Genomic DNA, 22,958 nt, shown 5'->3' on the forward strand with positions numbered 1-22,958 from the left:
GTGGGGTGAGAGGGGGTGGCGGCGCGGGCTGATGGGGGTTCGGGTCGGCGGGAGTGCGGGTCGGCGGGAGTGCGGGGCCACGGGATCAGGACCGGCCCCGTGTCGGCGCCGGTCCTCGCCGCCCGGCCTACTGGATCTCACGCTCTCAGGCGCAGGCCGCGCGGTGTCGCCACGAATCCCGCCGCCTCCAGGAGGGTGCCGATGGGGGAGGTCAGGGCCTGGGTGCCGTTGATCCGTTCGACCGTGACCGTGCCGAGCGAGCCAGCGCGGGCTGCCCCGGCCAGCGCCTCGGCGGCCGTGCGCAGACGGGGGTCGTCCGTCGCGGCCGTGTCGGAGGCGCTCGGCCAGGCCAGCAGCGTCTTGCCGCCGCGCTCCATGTACAGCGTCAGCTCGCCCTCCACCAGGACGACCAGCGACCCCGCCTTGCGGCCCGGCTTGTGCCCGGCTCCGGTCGGCGGTTCCGGCCAGGGCAGCGCGGAGCCGTAGGCGTTCGCGGGGTCGGCCGCGGCGAGGACCACGGCGCGGGGATCGGGCGTGGCGGTGCCCGAGCGACCGGTGCCGTAGCCGCGGTACGGGGCCGCGCCGTAGGCGGTCGAGCCGTAGTGGGTGGGGCCGCCGCCGCGGGGGCCGCCGTAGCCGGGGGAGGCGAACGGGTCGGCGAGGTCGCGGGCTGCCGTGGGGCCGCCGTCGCCGCCGGACGGGTCCTCCGGGGGCCAGGTGAAGTCGCCGTCCAGGCCGGGGTGGCCCAAACCGCCCTCGGCTCCGTCGAAGGCACCGGGGGGCGTATGGCCGTGCGGGGTGCCGGTGGCGGCTGAAGGACCGTCGGGACCGTCGAACGGGTTCGGGAAGTCCGGCCCCGCGAAGCCGTTCACGGCACCCGGGGAGCCGAAGCCGTCCGCACCACCAGGGAAGCCGGAGCCCGGTGGGTGGGCAGGGGACGGCAGGCCCTCCGCCCGCTCGCGGGCGTTCGCCACCGCGCGGAGGCGGTCCACCGCGCCGTCCATGGCGAACTGGGCCGCGCCCAGTCCCTCGACCACGTAACCGCGCCGGGCCTGACCGCTCTCCTCGAACGCCGACAGCACCCGGTACACCGCTGAGAAGCCACCCTCGACGCCCTCGGCGGCGACCGCGCCCCGGGTGACCACACCGTGCCGGTCCAGGAGTGTGCGGGCCAGCGCGTGCGCGCGCACGGTGGCGTCCGGCTCGGCGGCGGGCAGCAGTGACCAGCGGCCGGCGACCGTCGGCGGGCCGGAGCGGGAGGCGGTGCGCGCGGCGGCGGTCGGGGAGCCGTAGCGCCCGCGCGGGACGGCACGCTTGGCACGATGGGCGGTCGAGCCGGCCGTACGACCCGAGCCCAGCAGGGAGCGCATCGGCGCCAGGGTGTCGTTGGTGAGCCGGCCCGACCAGGCCAGGTCCCACAGCGCGTCGGCCAGCTGCGGATCGGTGACGTCGGGGTGCGTGGTGGCGCGGACCTGGTCGGCTATCTGCCGGAAGAACAGGCCGTAGCCACCGGAGAGGGCGTCGAGAACCGACTGGTGGAGCGCGGTCAGCTCCAGCGGGTGCGGTGCCGGGAGCAGCACCGGGGCCGCGTCCGCGAGGTAGAGGGAGACCCAGCCGTCCTTGCCGGGCAGAGCGCCCGCCCCGGCCCACACCACCTCGCCCGCGGCGGTCAGCTCGTCCAGCATCGAGGGCGTGTAGTTCGCCACGCGGGAGGGCAGGACCAGCTTCTCCAGCGCGGAGGCCGGCACGGAGGCACCCTGCAACTGCTCGACGGCCCGCACCAGTCCGTCGATGCCCCGCAGACCATGGCCCTTGCCGATGTGCTGCCACTGTGGCAGGAACTGGGCCAGCGCGGCGGGCGGCACGGGCTCCAGCTCATGCCGCAGGGCCGCGAGGGAACGGCGACGCAGCCGGCGCAGCACGGCCGCGTCGCACCACTCCTGACCGATGCCCGCCGGGTGGAACTCGCCCTGCACGATCCGGCCCGCCGCGGCCAGCCGCTGCAGCGCGCCCTCGGTGACCGCCACCCCCAGGCCGAACCGGGCCGCCGCGGTGGCCGAGGTGAACGGGCCGTGGGTACGGGCGTAGCGCGCGAGGAGGTCGCCCAGGGGGTCCTTGACCGGCTCGGTGAACGCCTCGGGGACACCGACCGGCAGCGCTGTGCCGAGCGCGTCGCGCAACCTGCCCGCGTCCTCGACGGCCGCCCAGTGCTCGGCGCCCGCGATCCGCACCTTGATCGCCCGGCGGGCCCCGGCCAGCTCCCGAGCCCACTGCGGGTCCGCGCCGCGCGCGACCAGTTCCACGTCGGTCAGCGGGCCGAGCAGCCGGAGCACGTCGGCGACGCCCTCGACGTCCTTGACCCGGCGGTCCTCGGTGAGCCACTGGAGCTCGCGCTCCAGCTCGGTCAGCACCTCGGCGTCGAGCAGTTCGCGCAGCTCCGCCTGGCCCAGCAGCTCGGCCAGCAGCCGGGAGTCCAGCGACAGCGCGGCGGCGCGCCGCTCGGCCAGGGGGGAGTCGCCCTCGTACAGGAACTGGGCGACATACCCGAACAGCAGGGAGCGGGCGAACGGGGACGGCTCCGGGGTGGTGACCTCGACCAGGCGCACCTTGCGGGACTCGATGTCGCCCATCAGCTCGACCAGCCCGGGCACGTCGAAGACGTCCTGGAGGCATTCGCGGATCGCCTCCAGGACGATCGGGAAGGAGCCGAACTCGCTCGCCACCTGGAGCAGCTGCGCCGCCCGCTGGCGCTGCTGCCACAGCGGGGTGCGCTTGCCGGGATTGCGGCGCGGCAGCAGCAGGGCGCGGGCTGCGCATTCGCGGAACCTGGAGGCGAACAGCGCCGAGCCGCCGACCTGGTCGGTGACGATCTGGTTGACCTCGCCCTTGTCGAAGGCGACGTCGGCCGCGCCGACCGGGGCCTGGTCGCTGTCGTACTCGGTGCCGGCCTTCACGGGCTCCTGGTCCAGCAGGTCCAGGCCCATCAGGTCGGCGTCGGGCAGGCGTAGCACGATGCCGTCGTCGGCGTGCATGACCTGCGCGTCCATGCCGTACCGCTCGGACAGGCGGGCGCCGAGGGCGAGGGCCCAGGGGGCGTGGACCTGGGCGCCGAACGGCGAGTGGACGACGACCCGCCAGTCGCCCAGCTCGTCACGGAACCGCTCCACGACGATCGTGCGGTCGTCCGGGATGTGGCCGCAGGCCTCGCGCTGCTCGTCCAGGTACGACAGCACGTTGTCCGCCGCCCACGCGTCCAGGCCCGCCGACAGCAGCCGCAGCCGGGCGTCGTCCTTGGCCAGCGAGCCGACCTCGCGCAGGAACGCGCCCACCGCGCGGCCCAGCTCCAGCGGCCGGCCCAGCTGGTCGCCCTTCCAGAAGGGCAGCCGGCCCGGCACGCCCGGCGCGGGCGAGACGAGGACCCGGTCGCGCGTGATGTCCTCGATCCGCCAGGAACTCGTGCCCAGCGTGAAGACGTCCCCCACCCGGGACTCGTAGACCATCTCCTCGTCCAGCTCGCCGACCCGGCCGCCGCCCTTCTTGGGATCGGAACCGGCGAGGAAGACGCCGAACAGGCCGCGGTCCGGGATCGTGCCGCCGGAGGTGACGGCGAGGCGCTGGGCGCCCGGGCGACCGGTGATGTCCCCGGTGACGCGGTCCCACACCACGCGCGGGCGCAGCTCCGCGAACGCGTCCGACGGATAGCGGCCCGCCAGCATGTCCAGCGTCGCCGTGAACGCCGACTCGGGCAGCGAGGCGAACGGGGCCGCCCGGCGGACCACGGTGAGCAGGTCGTCGAACTGCCAGGTGTCCAGCGCCGTCATGGCGACCAGCTGCTGCGCGAGCACGTCCAGCGGGTTCGCGGGCACCTTCAGCGACTCGATCGCGCCCGTGCGCATCCGCTCGGTGACCACGGCGGCCTGGACCAGGTCGCCCCGGTACTTCGGGAAGACGACACCGGTGGAGACGGCGCCGACCTGGTGTCCCGCGCGGCCCACCCGCTGCAGACCGGAGGCGACCGACGGCGGGGACTCGACCTGCACCACCAGGTCCACGGCGCCCATGTCGATGCCGAGTTCTAGGCTGGAGGTGGCCACCACCGCGGGCAGCCGCCCGGCCTTGAGGTCCTCCTCTACGAGGGCGCGCTGCTCCTTGGAGACCGAGCCGTGGTGCGCGCGGGCGATCACCGGCGGCGCGCCCTGGGCCGCGCCGGAGCCGCCCATCAATTGGGCGGGGGAGTGGTGCTCCTCCAGGGTCTCGCCGGTGGCGCGCTCGTACGCGATCTCGTTGAGCCGGTTGCACAACCGCTCCGCCAGACGGCGGGAGTTGGCGAAGACGATCGTGGACCGGTGGGCCTGCACCAGGTCGGCGATCCGCTCCTCCACGTGCGGCCAGATCGACGGCCGCTCCCCGCCCTCGGAGGCGTCGGCGGCCGGGGCGCCCGCCAGCTCGCCCATGTCCTCGACCGGGACGACCACGGAGAGGTCGAACTCCTTGCCCGACTCGGGCTGGACGATCTCCACCTTGCGGCGCGGGGACAGATAACGGGCCACCTCGTCCACCGGACGCACGGTCGCCGACAGGCCGATCCGGCGGGCGGGCTTGGGCAGCAGCTCGTCCAGCCGCTCCAGGGAGAGCGCGAGGTGCGCGCCGCGCTTGGTGCCCGCGACCGCGTGCACCTCGTCCAGGATCACCGTCTCCACGCCCGTGAGCGCGTCGCGCGTGGCCGACGTCAGCATCAGGAACAGCGACTCGGGGGTGGTGATCAGGATGTCCGGCGGGCGTGTGGACAGGGCGCGGCGCTCGGCGGCCGGGGTGTCGCCGGAGCGGATGCCGACCCTGACCTCGGGCTCGGGCAGGCCCAGCCGCACGGACTCCTGGCGGATACCGGTCAGCGGGCTGCGCAGATTGCGCTCGACGTCGACCGCCAGGGCTTTCAACGGGGACACGTACAGCACCCGGCAGCGCTTCCTGGGATCGGCCGGGGGCGGGGTCGAGGCCAGTTGGTCCAGGGCCGCGAGGAACGCGGCCAGCGTCTTGCCGGAGCCGGTCGGGGCGACCACCAGCACGTCCGAGCCCTCCCGGATGGCCTGCCACGCGCCCGCCTGGGCCGCGGTGGGCGCGGAGAAGGCCCCCGTGAACCAGCCGCGGGTCGCGGGGGAGAAGCCGTTGAGGGCTCGGTGTGCGGAGCTGACCATGCGTCCATCCTGCACCCACCCACTGACAATCGCCCTGACCTGGGCAAACGGGGCACGTACGGGGCGGTGAGGTGAGGCGCCGAGGGGTGTGGGCCGGTTGCGCGGACGGTGAGGGGGCCGCGGGGGCTGTGGGCGTTCGGGATCGGGCGGGGCAGCGGGGCGACTCGGGCGCGATGGTCGGTTGTGACTGTGGCCGAACCGAGCGTGCGGTGGGGCCCGGGGTCGGCCGGGCCCTGCGCAGTCGGTGGAGCGGGGCGGGGCGGGGCGTGCGGAGTGGGGCTGGGGCGTACGGAGCCGGGGCGAGGGGTACGGAGTGGGGCTCGGACGGGTGGAGCTGGCGGGGCGTGCGGAGTGGTGCTGGGGCGTACGGAGCCGACCCGGAGCGGTGGAGTCGGCGGGCTGGTGGGTGGGGCGGACAATGGGTCCATGGCGGGTTCAGGGGAGCGGGCACGGCACTGGCGGTACGCGGAGCTGCCCGGGGTCGACCTGCTTCGGGCCCGGTACATACGTAAGACCTTCATCCGGCACACCCACGAAAACTTCGTGATCGCGGCCATCGCCGACGGCGTCGAGGTCTTCCACCACCGCGGCTCCGACGTCTCCGCCGGTGCGGGAGCGCTCGCCCTCGTCAACCCGGACACGCCGCACACCGGCCGGGCCGGGGTCCCCGAGGGCTGGCGGTACGGCGCCCTGTACCCGTCGCCGGACGTCGTCGCCGCGATCGCGGCCGAGACCACGACCCTCCGGGGCACGCCGGGCTTCGTCAGTCCCGTCCTCGACGACCCGTACGCCGCCCGCCTGGTCCACCAGGTGCTGCGCGCCACCGATGAGGGCAACGCGCTGGCCGCCGACACGCTCCTGCGGGTCGCCGTGACCAGGCTGCTGCGGCTGAACGGCGGCTCCCTGCCCCAGCGGCGGCTCCGGACGGCCGGCGCGCGGATCGCCGCACGCGCGCGTGCGGTGCTGGAGGAGCGGATGGCCGAGCCGCCGACCCTGGAACAGCTGGCCACCGACCTCGGGACCAGCTCGTTCGCCCTGCTGCGGGCGTTCCGTAGCACCTACGGCATGCCGCCGCACACCTGGCTGACCGACGCCCGTGTGCGCCGCGCGCGGCTGCTGCTGGACGCGGGGACGCCCCCCGTCGAGGCGGCCGTCGCCGTCGGTTTCACGGACCAGCCCCACCTCAACCGGCACTTCACCCGGATCGTCGGCGTGCCCCCGGGCGCGTACCAGCGCGAGCGCGCCGGCCTGGGGGAGCGCACGGAGCTGGGGGAGCGCACCGGGCCGGGAGAGCGCAAGAACGTACAAGACGCGGGCTGACGGCCGCCCGTACCGTCCGGGGCGTGGCACAGCACATAGCACTCACGAACCAGACCGCCGACGGCGCGGACAAGCCGGACGCGGCCGTCGTACGGGACGCCCTCGGGGTCGGCGTCGCCGTGGGCCTGTCCGGCTTCGCCTTCGGAGTGACCTCGGCCGGCAGCGGACTCGGGCTGCTCCAGACCTGCGCGCTCAGCCTCCTGGTGTTCACCGGCGCCTCCCAGTTCGCGCTGGTCGGGGCGCTCGTCGCCGGCGGCAACCCGTTCACGGCCGCCGCGGGCGCCCTCTTCCTGGGCGTGCGCAACGCCTTCTACGGACTGCGGCTCTCCCAGCTTCTCGCCCTCCCGCGCGCGGTACGGCCGTTCGCGGCGCAGTGGGTGATCGACGAGACCACGGCGGTGACCCTGGCCCAGCCGACCCGGCGGGCCGCGCGGCTCGGCTTCACCGTCACCGGGCTCAGCCTGTACGTGCTGTGGAACCTGACCACGCTGCTCGGCGCCCTGGGTGCCCGGGCGATCGGCGACACGCGCGCGTGGGGCCTGGACGCGGCGGGACCGGCCGTGTTCCTGGCGTTGCTCGCCCCGATGCTGAGGACGGCCACCGAGCGCGCGGTCGCGGGCCTCGCCGTCCTGCTGGGCCTCGGTCTGCTGCCCGTCCTGCCGGCCGGCGTGCCGGTGCTGGTGGCGGCACTGGCGGCTCCGCTGGCGCTCTTCGTCGAAGGCCGGCGCGGGGGCCGTACCCGACGGGAAGCTCTGGACGTCTCGGAGGAGAACCGGTGAACACCTGGATCGCGATCGGCGTGACCGCCCTCGGCTGCTACGCCGTCAAGCTCGCCGGCCTGCTGGTCCCGGCGCACGCCGTCGAGCGGCCGTACGTGCGACGGCTCGCCGCCCTCCTGCCGGTCGCCCTGCTCGCCGCTCTCACGGCCCAGCAGACGTTCGGCGACGGGCACGCGCTGGCGCTGGACGCCCGGGCCGCCGGGCTCGGCGCGGCGGCCGTCGCACTCCTGCTGCGCGCACCGTTCCTGCTGGTCGTCGCGGCGGCCGTGGTGGTCACGGCGGGGATACGGGCCGTCGGCGGGTGAGACGCAAGGTCGGCCCGGGGCAGCGGGGGGCGGGCGGCGCGTGAGAAGGCCGTCGGTGGCCGAGCGGGCCCCGTGACGGGCGGACCTGGGCCGTGGACAGGACCGGTCAGTGACCGGTCAGCCCACGAAACGCCCGTAGGCCCGCAGGGTGCGCAGGGCTTCGATCGTCACCAGGGAGCGCGCCTCCAGGGCGGGCGCGGGGGCCCACCGGCGCCACCGGACCGGCCAGCCGCCGTCCTCCTCCTGCCCGGCTGCCAGGTGGTCCAGCGAGCGCGTCATCTCGTCGTCCGTGAACCACGCGCGCGCGAGCGACTCCGGAGTCCGGGCGAAGTCGTGCGGGAAGTGGTGCTCGCCCGGGGCATAGCCGGACGCGACCGGGAACGCGTCGAGCCGCTCCGGGTCCAGAGCCGCGAGCCGCTGCTCCCGCACCAGGCGGCCCAGCCGGTCGGCGGCGGCCTCCGCGCGCGGGCGGTCGGGAGCGGAGTCCAGGAAGGTCACGGCGGCCTGCACCTCGTAGGGGTGGGACTTCTCCAGGGACTCCACCGCCTGCCAGCAGAAGTCGGTGGCCCGGAACAGCCAGGCGTGCCACACCTCGTTGCGGTGCAGCAGCCCGACCACCGGCCCGGTGGCCAGCAGGTCGCTGGGCGGATCGTCGACGACCGGGACGAACGGCGCCGTCGGATAGCCGCGCTGACCGGGGTGGATCGCCGGCAGGGCGCCGTCCGGGGTGGACACGGAGGTCAGGTAGCGGCAGACACGCTCCACCCGCTGGCCGCCGCAGCGCCCGATGGCGTCCAGCACGCGCAGGGCGTGCGCCGTGTGCAGGGGCTGGCTGATCGGTCCGCGCAGATCGGGCTCCAGCGCGTGTCCGTAACCCCCGTCCTCGTTGCGGTAGGCGTCCAGTGCCGCTTCCACCGCCTCCGGGCTGCCGCGCAGGAAGTGGTACGCGAAGAGGTGCTGCTCCAGCACGCGCGCGGTGAGCCACACGAACTGTTCGGCGCGGAAGAGCGGGGAGCGCGCCGGGGGCGTGGAGGGGAGTGGGGAAGCTCCTGTTTCGGCCATGCGTCAGACCGTAGGACGGAAAGCGGTCTCGGCAGGCGCTCCCGGGCAGGGCCCACCCCCAGGGGCGGGATACTGGAGTCATGCGGTTGACGGTCTTCTGGCAGCGGATGGCGGAACACTTCGGTCCGGGGTACGCCGACACCTTCGCGCGCGATCACGTGATGTCGGAACTGGGCGGACGCACGGTGAACCAGGCTCTGGACGCCGGCTGGGAGGCGAAGGACGTGTGGCGCGTGGTGTGCACGGTGATGGACGTGCCTGGTGAGAAGCGCTGAGGCGTCGGCCGAAATGCCGGGTTTGCCGGTGAAGAAGTCGACAGTACGGCACTGATCTGTCACGAAGATCGCCGCGGGGCGCCGGTTGTCGGTGGCGTGGGCGAGACTGGGCGCGTGGCACCCAACGAGGACCCCCTGGCATCCACTCCCGAGGACGGCGAGCCGTCCCCCGGGCACGCAGCACCGGCCGCTACGACCCCGCCCGGCCGGCCCCCGGCCTCCGGCGCCGTCGCTCCGGCCGTCCGGATGCCGCGCTGGCTGCCGCGCGCCATGGTGCTCGCGCTCGCGCTGATCGCGGCGTTCCAGCTCGGCAGCTGGGCCTTCCACCAGCTGACCGGACTCCTGATCAACATATTGATCGCGTTCTTCCTCGCCCTGGCGATCGAGCCCGCGGTGAGCCGGATGGCGGCCCGTGGCATGCGCAGGGGGCTCGCCACCTTCCTGGTCTTCCTGGGGTTGACCGTCTTCGCCGCCGGGTTCGTCACCCTGCTCGGGTCCATGCTGGCCGGCCAGATCATCAAGATGATCGAGGGCTTCCCGGGCTACCTCGACTCGCTCATCCACTGGATCAACCAGACCTTCCGCACCGACCTCAGACGGGTGGACATCCAGGAGGGCCTGCTCCACTCCGACTGGCTGCGCAAGTACGTGCAGAACAGCGCGGCAGGAGTCCTGGACGTCTCCGCCCAGGTGCTCGGCGGGCTCTTCCAGCTGCTGACGATCGCGCTGTTCTCCTTCTACTTCGCCGCCGACGGCCCCCGGCTGCGCCGTGCCCTGTGCTCCGTCCTGCCGCCCGCACGCCAGGCCGAGGTGCTGCGGGCCTGGGAGATCGCCGTCGACAAGACGGGCGGCTATCTGTACTCGCGCGGCCTCATGGCGCTCATCTCCGGCATCGCCCACTACATCCTGCTGGAGGCGCTCGGCGTGCCGTACGCGCCCGTGCTCGGCGTCTGGGTGGGCCTGGTCTCGCAGTTCATCCCCACCATCGGCACGTACCTCGCGGGCGCGCTGCCGATGCTGATCGCGTTCACCGTCAACCCCTGGTACGCGCTCTGGGTGCTGATCTTCGTCGTGATCTACCAGCAGTTCGAGAACTACATGCTCCAGCCCAAGCTGACCGCCAGGACGGTCGACATCCACCCGGCGGTGGCCTTCGGCTCGGTCGTAGCGGGCACCGCGCTGCTGGGCGCGGTCGGCGCACTGATCGCCATCCCGGCGGTGGCCACGCTCCAGGCGTTCCTCGGGGCGTACGTGAAGCGGTACGCCGTCACGGACGACCCCCGGGTGCACGGGCGCCGCGGCAGCGGCCCGGGCGGCCCCGGGATGCTCACGCGCGTGCGCCGGCTCTGGGCCGGCCGCCGCTCGGGCGGGGCGCAGCGGCCGTAGCCCGCCCGCACGCGACCGCGCCGCCTCACCAGGTCCGAGGGCACCCGGCGCCCTGCCTGAAGGGTGATGCCGCTCACCTCCACCACGCAGTAGGCGGTGAGGACCAGCAGCACGAGGAGCGGCCCCGTCACGTGGCACAGGCGGCCGGCGGCGGCACGCGGGTTCTTCATGGGCCCGCGGCTTCCCGGCGCGGCCCGCGCGGACTTCGTCCGGCCGGAGACACCTGTGGCACGCCACCGGGAGCAGGCCGGACCGTGTCACAGGTGGCCCGACCGTGTCACAGGTGGTCGAAGAACCGGGTCCACCAGGTCGCGTGGCCCTCGTCGACGAGCCAGGTCACGCCGTCGTACGGACGGTGGAGCAGCCGAGCGGCGACCAGCCGGTAGCCCAGGTCGGACAGGGCGGCCGTGACCCGGTCGCGGTCCGCTTCCGACAGCGCTCCGTCGCGCACGGCGTCGTCCAGGTCGTCGTGGCTGCCGGGCGCCGGCGTGGTGACCGCCGCCAGATCGCCGTAGTTGCTCAGCCGTACGGCGATGAGGAACCCGGCCCCGGTCGCCTCGGCCGGGATGTCCACGGAGAAGGAGAAGCTCGCGTCCTGGATGTCCTCGTCGAGCCGGCAGGGCCGGCCGAAGTCCTGGGTGAGCCGGTCCCGCAGCCTCGCCGCCCGGAGGCGGGCCCCGGCGTGGTCGAAGCCGTCGGGGTGCTCCAGGTGATGGGGTGCGGGCAGCCTGTCCAGGGCGTGGAGCAGCGCCGACGTCCGGTCGTCGTCGTTCATCTCCGCCCACCTTACGCAGGCCCCGGCCCCTGCCCTGCGGGAGCCGGGGCCCGCCCCACGGCAAGCCCCGGCCCGTGCCGGGTGGCGCGCTTGACACAAAAATCGAACATCCATTCTTATGGAGGCTCAGGCGAAGCTTTCGGTTGGGGATTTCGTCCCGATTCGCGGGTAGATGTTCCTCGGTTATCCACAGGCTGGGCCTGCGTCGGGGCGCATTGTCAGTGGCAGGCGTTAGCGTCTTTGACGTGAAGCGATCGACTCAAGCAAACCGGGTGGAACCCATGGCAGGAACCGACCGCGAGAAGGCGCTCGACGCCGCGCTCGCGCAGATTGAACGGCAATTCGGCAAGGGCGCGGTCATGCGCATGGGCGAGCGGTCGAAGGAGCCCATCGAGGTCATCCCGACCGGATCGACCGCCCTCGACGTCGCCCTCGGCGTCGGCGGCCTGCCGCGCGGCCGTGTCGTGGAGATCTACGGACCGGAGTCCTCCGGTAAGACGACCCTGACCCTGCACGCCGTGGCGAACGCACAGAAGGCCGGCGGCCAGGTCGCCTTCGTGGACGCCGAGCACGCCCTCGACCCCGAGTACGCGCGCAAGCTCGGCGTCGACATCGACAACCTCATCCTGTCCCAGCCGGACAACGGCGAGCAGGCCCTGGAGATCGTGGACATGCTGGTCCGCTCCGGTGCCCTGGACCTCATCGTCATCGACTCCGTCGCCGCGCTCGTCCCGCGCGCGGAGATCGAGGGCGAGATGGGCGACAGCCACGTGGGTCTGCAGGCCCGCCTGATGAGCCAGGCACTGCGGAAGATCACCAGCGCGCTCAACCAGTCCAAGACCACCGCGATCTTCATCAACCAGCTCCGCGAGAAGATCGGCGTGATGTTCGGCTCCCCGGAGACCACGACCGGTGGCCGGGCGCTGAAGTTCTACGCCTCGGTGCGTATCGACATCCGCCGCATCGAGACCCTGAAGGACGGCACGGAGGCGGTCGGCAACCGCACGCGCTGCAAGGTCGTCAAGAACAAGGTCGCGCCGCCCTTCAAGCAGGCCGAGTTCGACATCCTCTACGGCCAGGGCATCAGCCGCGAGGGCGGTCTGATCGACATGGGCGTGGAGCACGGTTTCGTGCGCAAGGCCGGCGCCTGGTACACGTACGAGGGCGACCAGCTCGGCCAGGGCAAGGAGAACGCGCGCAACTTCCTCAAGGACAACCCCGACCTGGCCAACGAGATCGAGAAGAAGATCAAGGAGAAGCTGGGCGTGGGAGTCCGGCCGGAGGAGCCCGCCGCCGAGCCGGGCGCCGACGCGGCGGTCGCCACCGCGGCGGCCGACGACCCCGCCAAGTCGGTGCCCGCCCCGGCAGCCGCCAAGGCCACCAAGCCCAAGGCCGCCGCAGCCAAGAGCTGACCGGTGACACGACGAACCGACTGGGCCGAGTACGAGTACGCCACCCCCGGTGCCCCACGGGGGAGGGGAACCGGTGGCCACCCGGACTCCGCCCCGGACGGTGACGGCGGACATTGGGGCGGAGGACACGGGGGCGGTGGACACGGGGACGACGGCTTCGGCGCGTACGGCGGACATGACGCGTACCACGGGGCCGGCGGCCACGACGGTGACGGCGGTGCCGCGGACCCGGGAGACGAGGGCGGCGAGCCGTACGGGGGTGGTTCCCTCGGCGGTCGTGGGTCCGGGCGGTCCGGGGGAGCGCGCGGCGGTCGCCGGGGGCGTGGCCGGCGGCGCGGGTTCGGCGACGCGTCCGGGCCCGATGGGGACGAAGGCGGCCCTCCCTCGGCGAGGGACGAGCGGGGGGAGTCTTCAGGGGACCCGGTCGAGCGGGCCCGGGCGATCTGCCTGCGCCTGCTCACCGGGACCCCGCGCACCCGCAAGCAGCTCGCGGACGCCCTGCACAAGCGGGAGATCCCCGAGGACGTGGCCGAGGAGGTGCTGTCGCGGTTCGAGGAGGTCGGGCTCATCGACGACGGCGCCTTCGCGGACGCGTGGGTGGAGTCCCGGCACCATGGCCGGGGGCTCGCCCGGCGCGCGCTCGCCCGGGAACTGCGTACCAAGGGGGTCGACTCGGCATTGATCGAGGACGCGGTCGCCCAGCTCGACTCAGAGCAGGAGGAGGCGACCGCCCGCGAACTCGTCGCCCGCAAACTGCGGGCCACCCGTGGCCTCGACCGGGACAAGCGACTTCGCCGGCTCGCTGGCATGCTCGCCCGCAAGGGCTACCCCGAGGGCATGGCCCTCAGAGTCGTCCGCCAGGCCCTGGAGGAAGAGGGCGAGGACACGGAGTTCCTCGGGGAAGGGGACTTCTGACGGCCCGGGACGGGGCTTCCGACTGCTCGTCGGGACGGGGACTCTGGCTGCTTCTCAGAGAGGAAGGACGAGAGGCGGGAGGCTGGTGACGGGCACCCAGGGGTGGGGACAACCCCCGCCGTGAACGGTCGGGTTGGCCCCCGTCGCAAGACGCCGGGCCACCGCAGTGCTCTCCAACCCCCGCACCGGCGAGTCTGTACGCGCGCCCAGCGCACGACACAGCCGATGCGTACAACAGAAGAGAGCCCGTCCCCATGATGCTGCGTTATGCCCTGCAGTCGGTCCGCGCCCGCAAGGCGGGGTTTCTCGGCGCCTTCCTCGCCCTGATGTGCGCGGCCGCTCTGATCACCGCTTGCGGCACCCTCCTGGACACCGGCCTGCGCGGCACCATCCGTACCGAGCGCTACGCCGCCGCTCCCGTCGTGGTCTCCGCCGATCAGTACGTGCACCGGACCACCGTCAAGCACAAGAAGGGCAAGACCAAGGTCAAGCACAAGGCGAAGCCCGTCGCCGAGCGCGCCTGGCTGCCCGAGCGCCTGCGCGGCACCCTCGCCCACACCCCCGGCGTGGCCCGGGTCGTCCCCGAACTCACCTTCCCCGCCCAGCCGTTGACCCCGGCCGGCACCGGCGGCCGTACCGCCTACGGCCATGCCTGGGACTCCGCCGCGCTGACCCCGTACCGGCTGACAGCGGGCCGTTCTCCTCGGGCCGCCGGTGACGTCGTCCTCGACGGCGACCTCGCCGCGCGGGCCCGGCTGCGGCCCGGCGACCGGCTCACCGTGCAGTCCACCCAGGCCCCGCGCACCTACCGGATCACCGGTATCGCCACCCCGGCCACCGCCGTACGCCACCAGACGTCCCTGTTCTTCTCCGCCGGCGAGGCCCGCAGGCTGGCCGCGCACCCCGGGCAGGTCACCGCGTTCGGTGTACTGCCCGCCAAGGGGGCGGACCCCGAGCGGGTGCGCCGGGCCTTGGTGCGGGCACTGCACGGCACCACGGCCCAGGTCAGCACCGGGGACGCCCGCGGGCCCGTGGAGTTCCTGGACGCGGCTGCGGCCCGTACCCGGCTGGTCAGCATGGGCGGGGCCATGGGCGGCACCTCGCTGCTGGTGGCGGTGCTCGTGGTCGTCGGCACCTTCGCGCTCACCGTCCAGCAGCGCCACCGCGAACTCGCCCTGCTGCGGGCCGTCGCCGCCACGTCCGGGCAGATCCGCAAGCTGCTCGGCCGGGAGGCACTGATCGTCGGCGCGGCGGCGGGCACGGCCGGCGCACTGCTCGGGCTGCCGCTCGGCGGCTGGCTGCACGGCAGGTTCGTCGCCCTGGGCGCCGTACCCGACACGCTCGACCACACCGTCGGTGTCTTCCCACCGCTCGCCGCTCTCGCCGCCACCCTCCTCGGGGCCTGGGCGGCGGCCCGGATCGCCTCCCGCAGGATCGCCCGGATCCGCCCGGCCGAGGCCCTGGCCGAAGCCAGGACCGAGCGCACCCGGCCCACCTGGGGCCGCATCGCCGCCGGGCTGCTGCTCCTCGCCGGCGGAGTCGTCCTCGTCGTCGTCCTCACCTCCCTGCGCACCGAGCCCGCCTCGACTCCCGTGACCTTCCTCGCCGTCGTCGTCCTGTCCGCCTCCGTCGCCCTGCTCGGTCCCCTCCTGGTCAAAGCCGCGGCGCTGCTGCTCGCCGGCCCGCTCCGGCTCACCGGTCACAGTGGCAGGCTCGCCACCGCCAACCTGCGCGGCAACGCCGCCCGCCTGGCCTCCGTCGTCACCCCCCTCACCCTGCTCGTCGGCATGACCTGCACCGTCCTGTTCGTCCAGGACACCCTCGGCAACGCCGCCCGCACCCAACTCCGTGAGGGTGTCCGGGCCGACTGGGTCGTCGCCGCCCAGGGGCCGGGCGTCCCCGGCCAGGCCGCCGAGCGGCTGCGCGCACGGCAGGACACCGTCACCGAGGTGGTCCGTACGACCGTCCGTGTCGGCCTCGACAAGTACCCCGCGCAGGGCGTCACCCCGGCGGGTCTGACCCGCACCTGGGACCCGGAGGTGACGGCCGGCTCCCTCGACCGGCTCGGCCCCGGCACCGTAGCCGTCAGCGAACTGGCCGCCGACCAGCAGCATCTGAAGCCGGGAAGCACCCTGAAACTCACGCTCGGCGACGGCACGCCCGCCACGCTGACCGTCGCCGCCGTCTACGCCCGGGGTCTCGGCTTCGGCGACCTCACCCTCGCCCACGACCTCGTGGCCCACCACGTGGACAACCCGCTCGCCTCCTCCGTCCTTGTCCGTACGACCCGTACACAGACACAACTCGCGACTACGCTCCGTGAGTTCCCGGGACTGAGAATTCTTTCGCCGACCGCCGCCGACGCGCTCCAGGTCGCTCGGCAGCAGACGAACGCCGAGGTCAACTACCTGGCCATGGGGCTCGTTCTGGCCTTCACCGCCATCGCCGTCGTCAACACGCTCGCGATGTCGGTCGCCGAGCGTGTCCGGGAGTTCGCACTGCTCCGCCTCGCCGGCGCGACCCGCCGTCAGGTGCTGCGCATGCTGCGTACCGAGGCGCTGTCCGTCCTGTTCCTCGCCACGTCGGTCGGCACCGGTATCGCCCTCGCTGTGCTCACCGCGTTCAGCGTCGGCATGACGGGCCGGGCCGCCCCGACGGTCACCCCGCTGCTCTACGTCGGCGTCGTCGCGGTGGCCGGCCTCCTCGCAGTCGTCGCCAGTGCCGTACCCGGGCGCGCGGCGCTCCGGGTGCGGGCGGTGACCGTGGCCACGGCGAAGGAGTAGCCGGCCGCTCGGGCGTGCGGGGTCCAGGTCAGGGCACCCAGTGCTGTTTCAGGTGCCCGGTGCCGGGTCGGGCGCCCCACACCGATTCGGGTGCCCTGTGCCGGTCAGGGCGTCGCCGGGCTCACCGGCAGGCCCGCCGCACGCCATGCCTGGAAGCCGCCCACCAGGTCCGTGGCCCGGTGCAGGCCCAGCTGGTGGAGGGAGGCGGCGGCGAGGCTGGAGGCGTAGCCCTCGTTGCAGATCACCACGATCCGCAGGTCGTGTCCGGTGGCCTCGGGGAGGTGGTGGCTGCCCTGGGGGTCGAGTCGCCACTCCAGTTCGTTGCGCTCGACCACGACGGCGCCGGGGATGAGCCCGTCCCGGTCGCGCAGGGCGGCGTACCGGATGTCGACCAGGAGCGCGTCACCGGACTGCGCCGCCTCATGCGCCTCCTGTGCCTCGACGCGCCGGTAGCCGGCTCGCACTCGCTCCAGCAACTCGTCGATGCCGAGCGGCCGTGCCGCCGTCGCACCCTTGGTCCCCGGCTGCTCGATCGTGCCGCTCACTGCCAGTCCTCCGGGCGTTCGACCTGCTCCAGGCGGAGCACCTGGCCCGTGCGACTGTAGCGGCGGATCCGGGGCAGCGGCGGGTAGTAGGCGTGGACGGAGATCGCGTGTCGCTCGCGGGACTCGTTGAACACCTCGTGCACATGGTGGCGGCCGAAGGCGCGGCCCTGTCCGGCGGGCAGCCGGCGTACGCGGTCCACGCCCTCGGTGAGCTCCAGGGTCTTCCAGCCGTCGGTGGGCAGCCGGGCGGCGAGGGAGTTCTCGGTGAGCTCGCCCGAGGCGGTGAGGAAGGCGCCGACCGAGTCGGCGTGGTCGTGCCAGCCGGTGCCGGTGCCGGGCGGCCAGCCGATCAGCCAGGCCTCGCTGCCGCCGGGACCCTCCAGCCGTACCCAGGTACGGCCCTCCGGATCGAGGGGTAGCGAGGCGATCAGCCCGGCGTCGGCCGCCGTACGCCGGACGAAGTCCAGGAGGTCCGCCTGGGTGGGCGCCGGGCCGGCGGCGGGGGAGACGGACGCGGGCAGGGAAGGCGAGGGGGAGGGGACAGACACGTACACCGTCCTGAGGAGCGTTCGCGGAACGGGCGCGCGACGGCGCCCGGAAAGGGGAGGGATGCGAATTCAGCAGGACGGGCGACACACGCAGCCCGCATAGCGGACGAGGTCCATATGGACCCTCCGCCACAGGCGCACACAGGTGTCGGTCACGATCCGGAGTACAGCATTGCCCTCGCACCGCGGTCAACCGGGTGTCACCTTGTGGACAGGGGTGCGTGGGGGCGGCCGGCGCGTACGGGAGCCCTCTGTGGAGCACGGTCGGCGCGCGAGCCGTCACCGGCGGCTGCGGCCGGTGTACGAGCGGCCCCCGTCAGCGTGCGCCCGAGCCGGCCTCCGCCGCCTTGTGATCCTTCTCCCCGTCCCCCTCCCTCTCCTCCTCCGTCTGTTCCGTCTCCCGCGTCTGTTCCGCGCCCCCCACCGTGGCCTCGGCCGCCGCGTACAGGTCGGCCGGGCGGACCCCGCTCAGCGCGGTGACCAGGTGGCCGTCGGGGCGGACGAGCAGCACGCTGTGTGCCGGCGCTCCCGGGTAGCTCTCGGCCACCAGGAGTTCGGCGGGGTGCGGCAGCGCGGTCACGGCCGCCGCGAGCCGGGGCATGACCCCGGCGGACCTCCAGTGCTTGCGGTCCCAGACGCCCGTACCGGGCGCGATGAGCACGACGAGCAGCGCGCCGCGGCCGAGCCGGTCGTGCAGCTGGACGAAGGACCCGTCCTCCGCCGTGACCCGGACGTCGGTGACGGGGGCGCCGGGCGGGGTGCCGACCGGGATCTCCCCTTCCGGTCGCCGGGGGGCGAGCGGCGACTCGGCGTACGTGCCGGACGCGCCCAGCGGGCCGCGGCCCAGATGACCGTCGGTGAACAGCGCGTCGTGGTTGCGGGCCGAGCCGGGGACGATGTGGCGCAGCCCGCTCCCGCCGCGCAGGACCGGCAGCGCCTGGTCGGCGGCCCGCAGCCGGGCGGCGACCAGCGCGCGCCGCTCGGTCTGGTAGCTGTCCAGCAGAGCCTCGTGCGGGCCGTGGTGCCAGGCCGCGGCCAGCTTCCAGGCGAGGTTGTCGGCGTCCCTGAGGCCCTCGTCGAGCCCCTGGGTGCCGAGCGCGCCGAGCAGGTGGGCCGCGTCCCCGGCGAGGAAGACCCGGCCGGCGCGCCACCGGCGGGCGAGGCGGTGGTGCACCGTGTGGACGCCGGTGTCGAGCAGCTCGTACACCGGTGTGGCGCCGGCCGTCCAGCCCGTGAGGGTCTCATGGATCCGGGCCAGCAGGATCTCGGGTGTGACCAGGTCCTTGCCCGGCGGCAGCAGCCAGTCCAGGCGCCACACGCCGTCCGGGAGGGGGCGGGCGGTCACCTCCCCGGCCGAGGGCCCGGACGACCGCCACGGCGGCATCCGATGGAGCAACGCACGACCCTCCCAGGGAAGTTCCGTGCGCAGCGCGGCGACCGCGTGCCGCTCCACCGCCGTACGGCCCGGGAAGCGGATGTCCTGGAGCTTGCGCACGGTCGAGCGGGCACCGTCGCAGCCCACCAGGTAACTGCCTCGCCACCAGGTGCCCTTCGGGCCGCGGGTGCGCGCGGTGACGCCGAAACGCTCCTGCTCGATCGCGTCCAGGCGGCTCTCCACCGCCGTCTTCACCAGGGGCTCCATGGCGATGGCCCCGCGCAGCAGGCCCGTGAGCACGTGCTGCGCGATGTGCAGCGGCGCGGGTTCGGTCCCGGCGAAGGTGATCTCGCTCATCACCTGCTTGCGCCTGACGGACCGCCAGCCGGCCCAGCGCACGCCGTGCTGCGCGAGCGCGACCCCGGTCAGCCGTTCCAGCAGGGCGGCCGTGTCCTCGCGCAGGACGACGGTGCGCGCCGGACGGGGCTCCTCCTTGCCGACCCCCTCGTCCAGCACGATGGACGGCACCTGCTGACGCGCCAGCGCCAGGGCGAGCGTGAGCCCGACGGGCCCCGCTCCGACGATGATCACCGGGTCCACGGTGTGGCGCCCCCTGCTCGCGGCGATGCCTTGACGGAGACAAGTGAACAGGAAGGTGAAGCGGGGTGCACGATCACACAACGTATGCAACCCATTGGCAGAGTTTGCGTCAAGCGACCGGAGGCAGTGGCGATCATGCCACTGCCCCCGGGTGACTCGTTCGGGTCTGATCCGGCGTCAGGCCGCGGTGCCCGTACCCGCGTGGCCGGGGATGTCCACGGTCTCGTCGGCGCCGAGCACCGCCCCGGTCGACTTCTTGCCGCGCCGCAGCCGGCCCTCCAGCCAGCTCGCGAACGAGGTCAGCGAGAAGTTGATGATCACGAAGATGACGGCCACCACCGTGAAGGAGGCGATGGTGTTGGCGCCGTAGTAGCCGCTCATGGTGTTCGCCGAGGCGAGCAGTTCGGGGAAGGTGAGCACGGCGCCGCCGAGCGCGGTGTCCTTCACGATGACCACGAGCTGGCTGACGATCGCCGGGAGCATCGCGGTGACCGCCTGCGGCAGCAGGATGAGGCGCATCACCTGGTTCTTGCGCATGCCGATCGCCATGGCCGCCTCGGACTGGCCCTTCGGCAGGGCGAGAATGCCCGCGCGGACGATCTCGGCGAGCACCGACGCGTTGTACAGCACCAGGCCGGTCACGACCGCGTACAGCGGGCGGTCGTCGGAACTGACGTCGGTGTACTGGCTGTACAGCTCGTTGCCGAAGATCATCAGGACCAGGACGGGGATCGCCCGGAAGAACTCGACCACGACCGTGGCCGGGACCCGCACCCATATGTGGTCCGAGAGCCGGGCGATGCCGAGGACGGCACCCAGCGGCAGCGCGATGACCATCGACAGGGCCGCCGCCTTCAGGGTGTTCTGCAGGCCGGGCCATATGTAGGTCGAGTACGCCTCGGAGCCGCTGAAGAACGGCTTCCACAGCGCCCAGTCCAGCTGGTGCTTCTCGTCCAGGGACGAGTACACCCACCAGAGGACGGCCGCGAGCGCGACGACGAAGAGCGCCGTGTAGAGGATGTTGCGCCGTTTGGCGCGCGGTCCCTGGGCGTCGTAGAGGACCGAGCTCATCGCTTCACCGCCACCTTCTTGCCCACCCAGCCGAGGATCAGACCGGTCGGCAGGGTCAGGCAGCAGAATCCGAAGGCGATGATCGCGGAGATCAGCAGCAGCTGGGCCTCCTTCTCGACCATGTCCTTCATGAGCAGGGCCGCCTCGGCGACGCCGATCGCGGCCGCCACGGTCGTGTTCTTCGTCAAGGCGATCAGGACGTTGGTGAGCGGGCCGACGGCCGCCCGGAAGGCCTGCGGCAGCACCACCAGGAACAGCACCTGGGAGAAGCTCAGGCCGATGGCCCGCGCGGCCTCCGCCTGGCCGACCGGCACCGTGTTGATGCCGGACCGGATCGCCTCGCACACGAAGGCCGACGTGTAGACGATCAGACCCAGCACGGCGAGCCGGAAGTTGATCGTGTCGGTGTCCTTCGCGGCGAGGGTGATGTTCAGCGTCTGGTAGAGGCCGAGAGAGGAGAACAGGATGATCACCGTGAGCGGGATGTTCCGCACGATGTTCACGTAGGCGGTGCCGAAACCGCGCATCAGCGGTACCGGACCCACCCGCATGGCGGCCAGCAGAGTGCCCCAGACCAGGGAGCCCACGGCGGACAGCAGCGTCAGCTGCACGGTCGTCCAGAAGGCGCCCAGTACGTCGTAACCGTCAAGAAAGTCGAACACGATCTCCCGCGCTTTCGCGTGTAGGGATGCCCGGATGCGCCGCCCTCACGGACGGCGCATCCAGCGGGCGTTGCCTCAGCTCTTGATGTCGCCGATCTTCGGGGCCGGCTCGTTCTTGTAGCCGGCCGGGCCGAAGTTCTTCTTCACGGCCGCGTCCCAGGAACCGTCGGAGACCATGGACTCCAGCGCCTTGTTGATCTTGTCCTTGAGGTCGCTGCCCTTCTTGACGCCGATGCCGTAGTTCTCGTTGGTCATCTTCAGACCGCCGAGCTTGAACTTGCCCTTGAACTGGGACTGGGCGGCGTAGCCGGCGAGGATCGAGTCGTCCGTGGTCAGGGCGTCGATCACCTTGTTCTGCAGGCCGGTCAGGCACGCGGAGTACGTCGGGTACTGCTGGAGCTGCGCCTTCGGGGCGAGCTTGTCCTTGACGTTCTGCGCCGAGGTGGAACCGGTGACCGAACACAGCTTCTTGTTGTTCAGGTCGGCCGGCGACTTGATGCTGCTGTCGTCCGCGCGGACCAGCACGTCCTGGTGGGCCAGCAGGTACGGTCCGGCGAAGTCGACCAGCTTCTGGCGCTCCGGGGTGATCGAGTAGGAGGCGGCGATGAAGTCGACGTCACCGCGCTTCAGCATGGTCTCGCGGTCGGCGCTCTTCGACTCCTTCCACTCGATCTGGTCGGCGTTGTAACCGAGCTTCTTGGCGACATAGGTGGCCACGTCGACGTCGAAGCCCGAGTAACCCTGCGGGGTCTTCTGGCCGATGCCCGGCTGGTCGTACTTGATGCCGATGGTGATCTTCTTGTCGCCGCCGGAGGAACCGGCGGCGTCGTCCTTCTTGTCGCCGCCGCAGGCGGTGGCGGTCACGGAGAGCGCGAGGAGGACGGCCGAGGCGGCGGTGACCTTGCGGAGCTTCATGGTGAACATCCTTCTGAGTGGTGAGGAACGAGCCCCTGAGGCAGGGGTGACGCGGACCCGGGCGGGCGTGCGGTCGGTCGGCCGGTGCGGCTGGGCGGAGCGTCGGCCGGGCGGTGCGGGCGGCCCGGCCACGCCGTCAGTGGTGCAGGATCTTGGACAGGAAGTCCTTGGCCCGGTCGCTGCGCGGGTTGCTGAAGAACTGGTCGGGCGTGGCCTGTTCGACGATCCGGCCGTCCGCCATGAAGACCACCCGGTTCGCGGCCGACCGCGCGAAGCCCATCTCGTGGGTGACCACGATCATCGTCATGCCCTCGCGCGCGAGCTGCTGCATGACCTCCAGGACCTCGTTGATCATCTCGGGGTCGAGGGCGGAGGTCGGCTCGTCGAACAGCATGACCTTCGGGCCCATCGCCAGCGCCCGCGCGATCGCGACCCGCTGCTGCTGGCCGCCGGAGAGCTGGGCGGGGTACTTGTCGGCCTGCGTGCCCACGCCGACCCGGTCCAGCAGGGCCCGGGCCTTCTCCTCGGCCTGCTTCTTGTCCGCCTTGCGGACCTTGACCTGTCCCAGCATCACGTTCTGGAGCACCGTCTTGTGCGCGAAGAGGTTGAACGACTGGAACACCATGCCCACGTCCGCCCGCAGCCGGGCCAGCTCGCGGCCCTCGTGCGGCAGAGGCTTGCCGTCGATGGTGATCGTGCCCGAGTCGATCGTCTCCAGGCGGTTGATGGTGCGGCACAGGGTCGACTTCCCGGACCCGGAGGGCCCGATGACCACGACGACCTCGCCGCGGGCGATCGTCAGGTCTATGTCCTGGAGCACGTGCAACGCGCCGAAGTGCTTGTTGACGCTCCTCAGGACGACCAGTTCGTCGGACGTGGCCACATCTTCCTTGGCCACCGATACATTGGTCATCGCTCTCAGGCTCCGTCCTCCTCGGGTTTCCGAGGACAGTAGTGAGGGGCTGTGACCTGCGTCATCACATCTGAGGGAGATCTGAGCATCACGATCCGATAGCAATCGGACACATGTCGTAG

The 22,958-nt window shown here is 72.8% G+C and carries 19 protein-coding genes; 8 read left to right on the forward strand and 11 right to left on the reverse strand.

Going from position 1 to position 22,958, the window contains the following annotated elements; genetic code table 11:
* Positions 1-137: 137 nt before the first annotated feature.
* Entirely contained in the window at positions 138-5,195 is a 5,058-nt protein-coding gene (locus ACH4LD_RS41260; RefSeq protein ID WP_398059334.1) for an ATP-dependent helicase, read from the reverse strand.
* Between the two features lie 426 nt (positions 5,196-5,621).
* On the opposite strand from ACH4LD_RS41260, the gene ACH4LD_RS41265 reads away from it, so the two are divergent.
* Genes ACH4LD_RS41265 through ACH4LD_RS41275 form a run of 3 tightly spaced genes read left to right on the forward strand, consistent with a single transcriptional unit; the run spans position 5,622 to position 7,599 of the window.
* On the forward strand, positions 5,622-6,515 hold the full coding sequence (locus ACH4LD_RS41265) for an AraC family transcriptional regulator (RefSeq protein ID WP_398059332.1): 894 nt from the start codon (positions 5,622-5,624) through the stop codon (positions 6,513-6,515).
* Between the two features lie 23 nt (positions 6,516-6,538).
* A complete protein-coding gene (locus ACH4LD_RS41270; protein WP_398059330.1) occupies positions 6,539-7,294 on the forward strand; it encodes an AzlC family ABC transporter permease in 756 nt (251 codons plus the stop codon).
* Positions 7,291-7,599 (forward strand): AzlD domain-containing protein, encoded by a 309-nt coding sequence (locus ACH4LD_RS41275; protein ID WP_398059328.1) that lies wholly within the window; start codon positions 7,291-7,293, stop codon positions 7,597-7,599. Before ACH4LD_RS41270 ends, ACH4LD_RS41275 begins: the two co-directional genes overlap by 4 nt.
* A gap of 117 nt (positions 7,600-7,716) precedes the next feature.
* Here ACH4LD_RS41275 and ACH4LD_RS41280 read toward each other — a convergent pair whose 3' ends face one another.
* Positions 7,717-8,661, reverse strand: coding sequence for a hypothetical protein (locus tag ACH4LD_RS41280; RefSeq protein ID WP_398059326.1), 945 nt, complete (start codon positions 8,659-8,661; stop codon positions 7,717-7,719).
* Positions 8,662-8,741: 80 nt separating this feature from the next.
* On the opposite strand from ACH4LD_RS41280, the gene ACH4LD_RS41285 reads away from it, so the two are divergent.
* Positions 8,742-8,936: a DUF3046 domain-containing protein gene (locus ACH4LD_RS41285; protein ID WP_398059324.1), complete on the forward strand. Its 195-nt coding sequence runs from the start codon at positions 8,742-8,744 to the stop codon at positions 8,934-8,936.
* Positions 8,937-9,071: 135 nt separating this feature from the next.
* Positions 9,072-10,322: an AI-2E family transporter gene (locus ACH4LD_RS41290; protein WP_398059356.1), complete on the forward strand. Its 1,251-nt coding sequence runs from the start codon at positions 9,072-9,074 to the stop codon at positions 10,320-10,322.
* A 277-nt stretch (positions 10,323-10,599) separates the two neighbouring features.
* Here the strand turns inward: ACH4LD_RS41290 and ACH4LD_RS41295 are convergent, their stop codons facing one another.
* Positions 10,600-11,097, reverse strand: a complete 498-nt coding sequence (locus tag ACH4LD_RS41295; RefSeq protein ID WP_398059322.1) for a hypothetical protein — start codon at positions 11,095-11,097, stop codon at positions 10,600-10,602.
* 281 nt (positions 11,098-11,378) lie between these two features.
* On the opposite strand from ACH4LD_RS41295, the gene recA reads away from it, so the two are divergent.
* The 3 genes from recA to ACH4LD_RS41310 all read left to right on the forward strand — a co-directional run bounded on the left by recA (position 11,379) and on the right by ACH4LD_RS41310 (position 16,207).
* Entirely contained in the window at positions 11,379-12,509 is a 1,131-nt protein-coding gene (gene recA, locus ACH4LD_RS41300) for a recombinase RecA (RefSeq protein WP_132792516.1), read from the forward strand.
* A gap of 3 nt (positions 12,510-12,512) precedes the next feature.
* The gene (gene recX, locus ACH4LD_RS41305) at positions 12,513-13,424 is read left to right on the forward strand and encodes a recombination regulator RecX (protein ID WP_398059320.1); all 912 of its coding nucleotides are present in this window, start codon (positions 12,513-12,515) and stop codon (positions 13,422-13,424) included.
* A gap of 254 nt (positions 13,425-13,678) precedes the next feature.
* Positions 13,679-16,207 (forward strand): FtsX-like permease family protein, encoded by a 2,529-nt coding sequence (locus ACH4LD_RS41310; protein ID WP_398059318.1) that lies wholly within the window; start codon positions 13,679-13,681, stop codon positions 16,205-16,207.
* Positions 16,208-16,311: 104 nt separating this feature from the next.
* Here the strand turns inward: ACH4LD_RS41310 and ACH4LD_RS41315 are convergent, their stop codons facing one another.
* The 8 genes from ACH4LD_RS41315 to ACH4LD_RS41350 form a co-directional block, all read right to left on the reverse strand.
* Positions 16,312-16,752 (reverse strand): rhodanese-like domain-containing protein, encoded by a 441-nt coding sequence (locus tag ACH4LD_RS41315; protein ID WP_398059316.1) that lies wholly within the window; start codon positions 16,750-16,752, stop codon positions 16,312-16,314.
* The gene (locus ACH4LD_RS41320; RefSeq protein WP_398059314.1) at positions 16,749-17,300 is read right to left on the reverse strand and encodes a cysteine dioxygenase; all 552 of its coding nucleotides are present in this window, start codon (positions 17,298-17,300) and stop codon (positions 16,749-16,751) included. The genes ACH4LD_RS41315 and ACH4LD_RS41320 overlap by 4 nt, the downstream gene beginning before the upstream one ends.
* A gap of 69 nt (positions 17,301-17,369) precedes the next feature.
* Complete coding sequence (locus ACH4LD_RS41325) at positions 17,370-17,417, reverse strand: hypothetical protein (protein ID WP_309506048.1); 48 nt, start codon at positions 17,415-17,417, stop codon at positions 17,370-17,372.
* A 199-nt stretch (positions 17,418-17,616) separates the two neighbouring features.
* Positions 17,617-19,275: an FAD-dependent monooxygenase gene (locus ACH4LD_RS41330; protein ID WP_398059312.1), complete on the reverse strand. Its 1,659-nt coding sequence runs from the start codon at positions 19,273-19,275 to the stop codon at positions 17,617-17,619.
* A 177-nt stretch (positions 19,276-19,452) separates the two neighbouring features.
* Positions 19,453-20,346: an amino acid ABC transporter permease gene (locus ACH4LD_RS41335; protein WP_132792534.1), complete on the reverse strand. Its 894-nt coding sequence runs from the start codon at positions 20,344-20,346 to the stop codon at positions 19,453-19,455.
* Entirely contained in the window at positions 20,343-21,008 is a 666-nt protein-coding gene (locus ACH4LD_RS41340; RefSeq protein ID WP_398059310.1) for an amino acid ABC transporter permease, read from the reverse strand. Before ACH4LD_RS41340 ends, ACH4LD_RS41335 begins: the two co-directional genes overlap by 4 nt.
* A 75-nt stretch (positions 21,009-21,083) precedes the next feature.
* The gene (locus tag ACH4LD_RS41345; protein WP_132792540.1) at positions 21,084-21,923 is read right to left on the reverse strand and encodes a glutamate ABC transporter substrate-binding protein; all 840 of its coding nucleotides are present in this window, start codon (positions 21,921-21,923) and stop codon (positions 21,084-21,086) included.
* Positions 21,924-22,059: 136 nt separating this feature from the next.
* Positions 22,060-22,836: an amino acid ABC transporter ATP-binding protein gene (locus ACH4LD_RS41350; protein ID WP_398059308.1), complete on the reverse strand. Its 777-nt coding sequence runs from the start codon at positions 22,834-22,836 to the stop codon at positions 22,060-22,062.
* Between the last annotated feature and the right edge of the window lie 122 nt (positions 22,837-22,958).

Origin of the sequence: Streptomyces sp. NPDC017676, from assembly GCF_044329325.1 — a bacterium.
Lineage (GTDB): Bacteria > Actinomycetota > Actinomycetes > Streptomycetales > Streptomycetaceae > Streptomyces.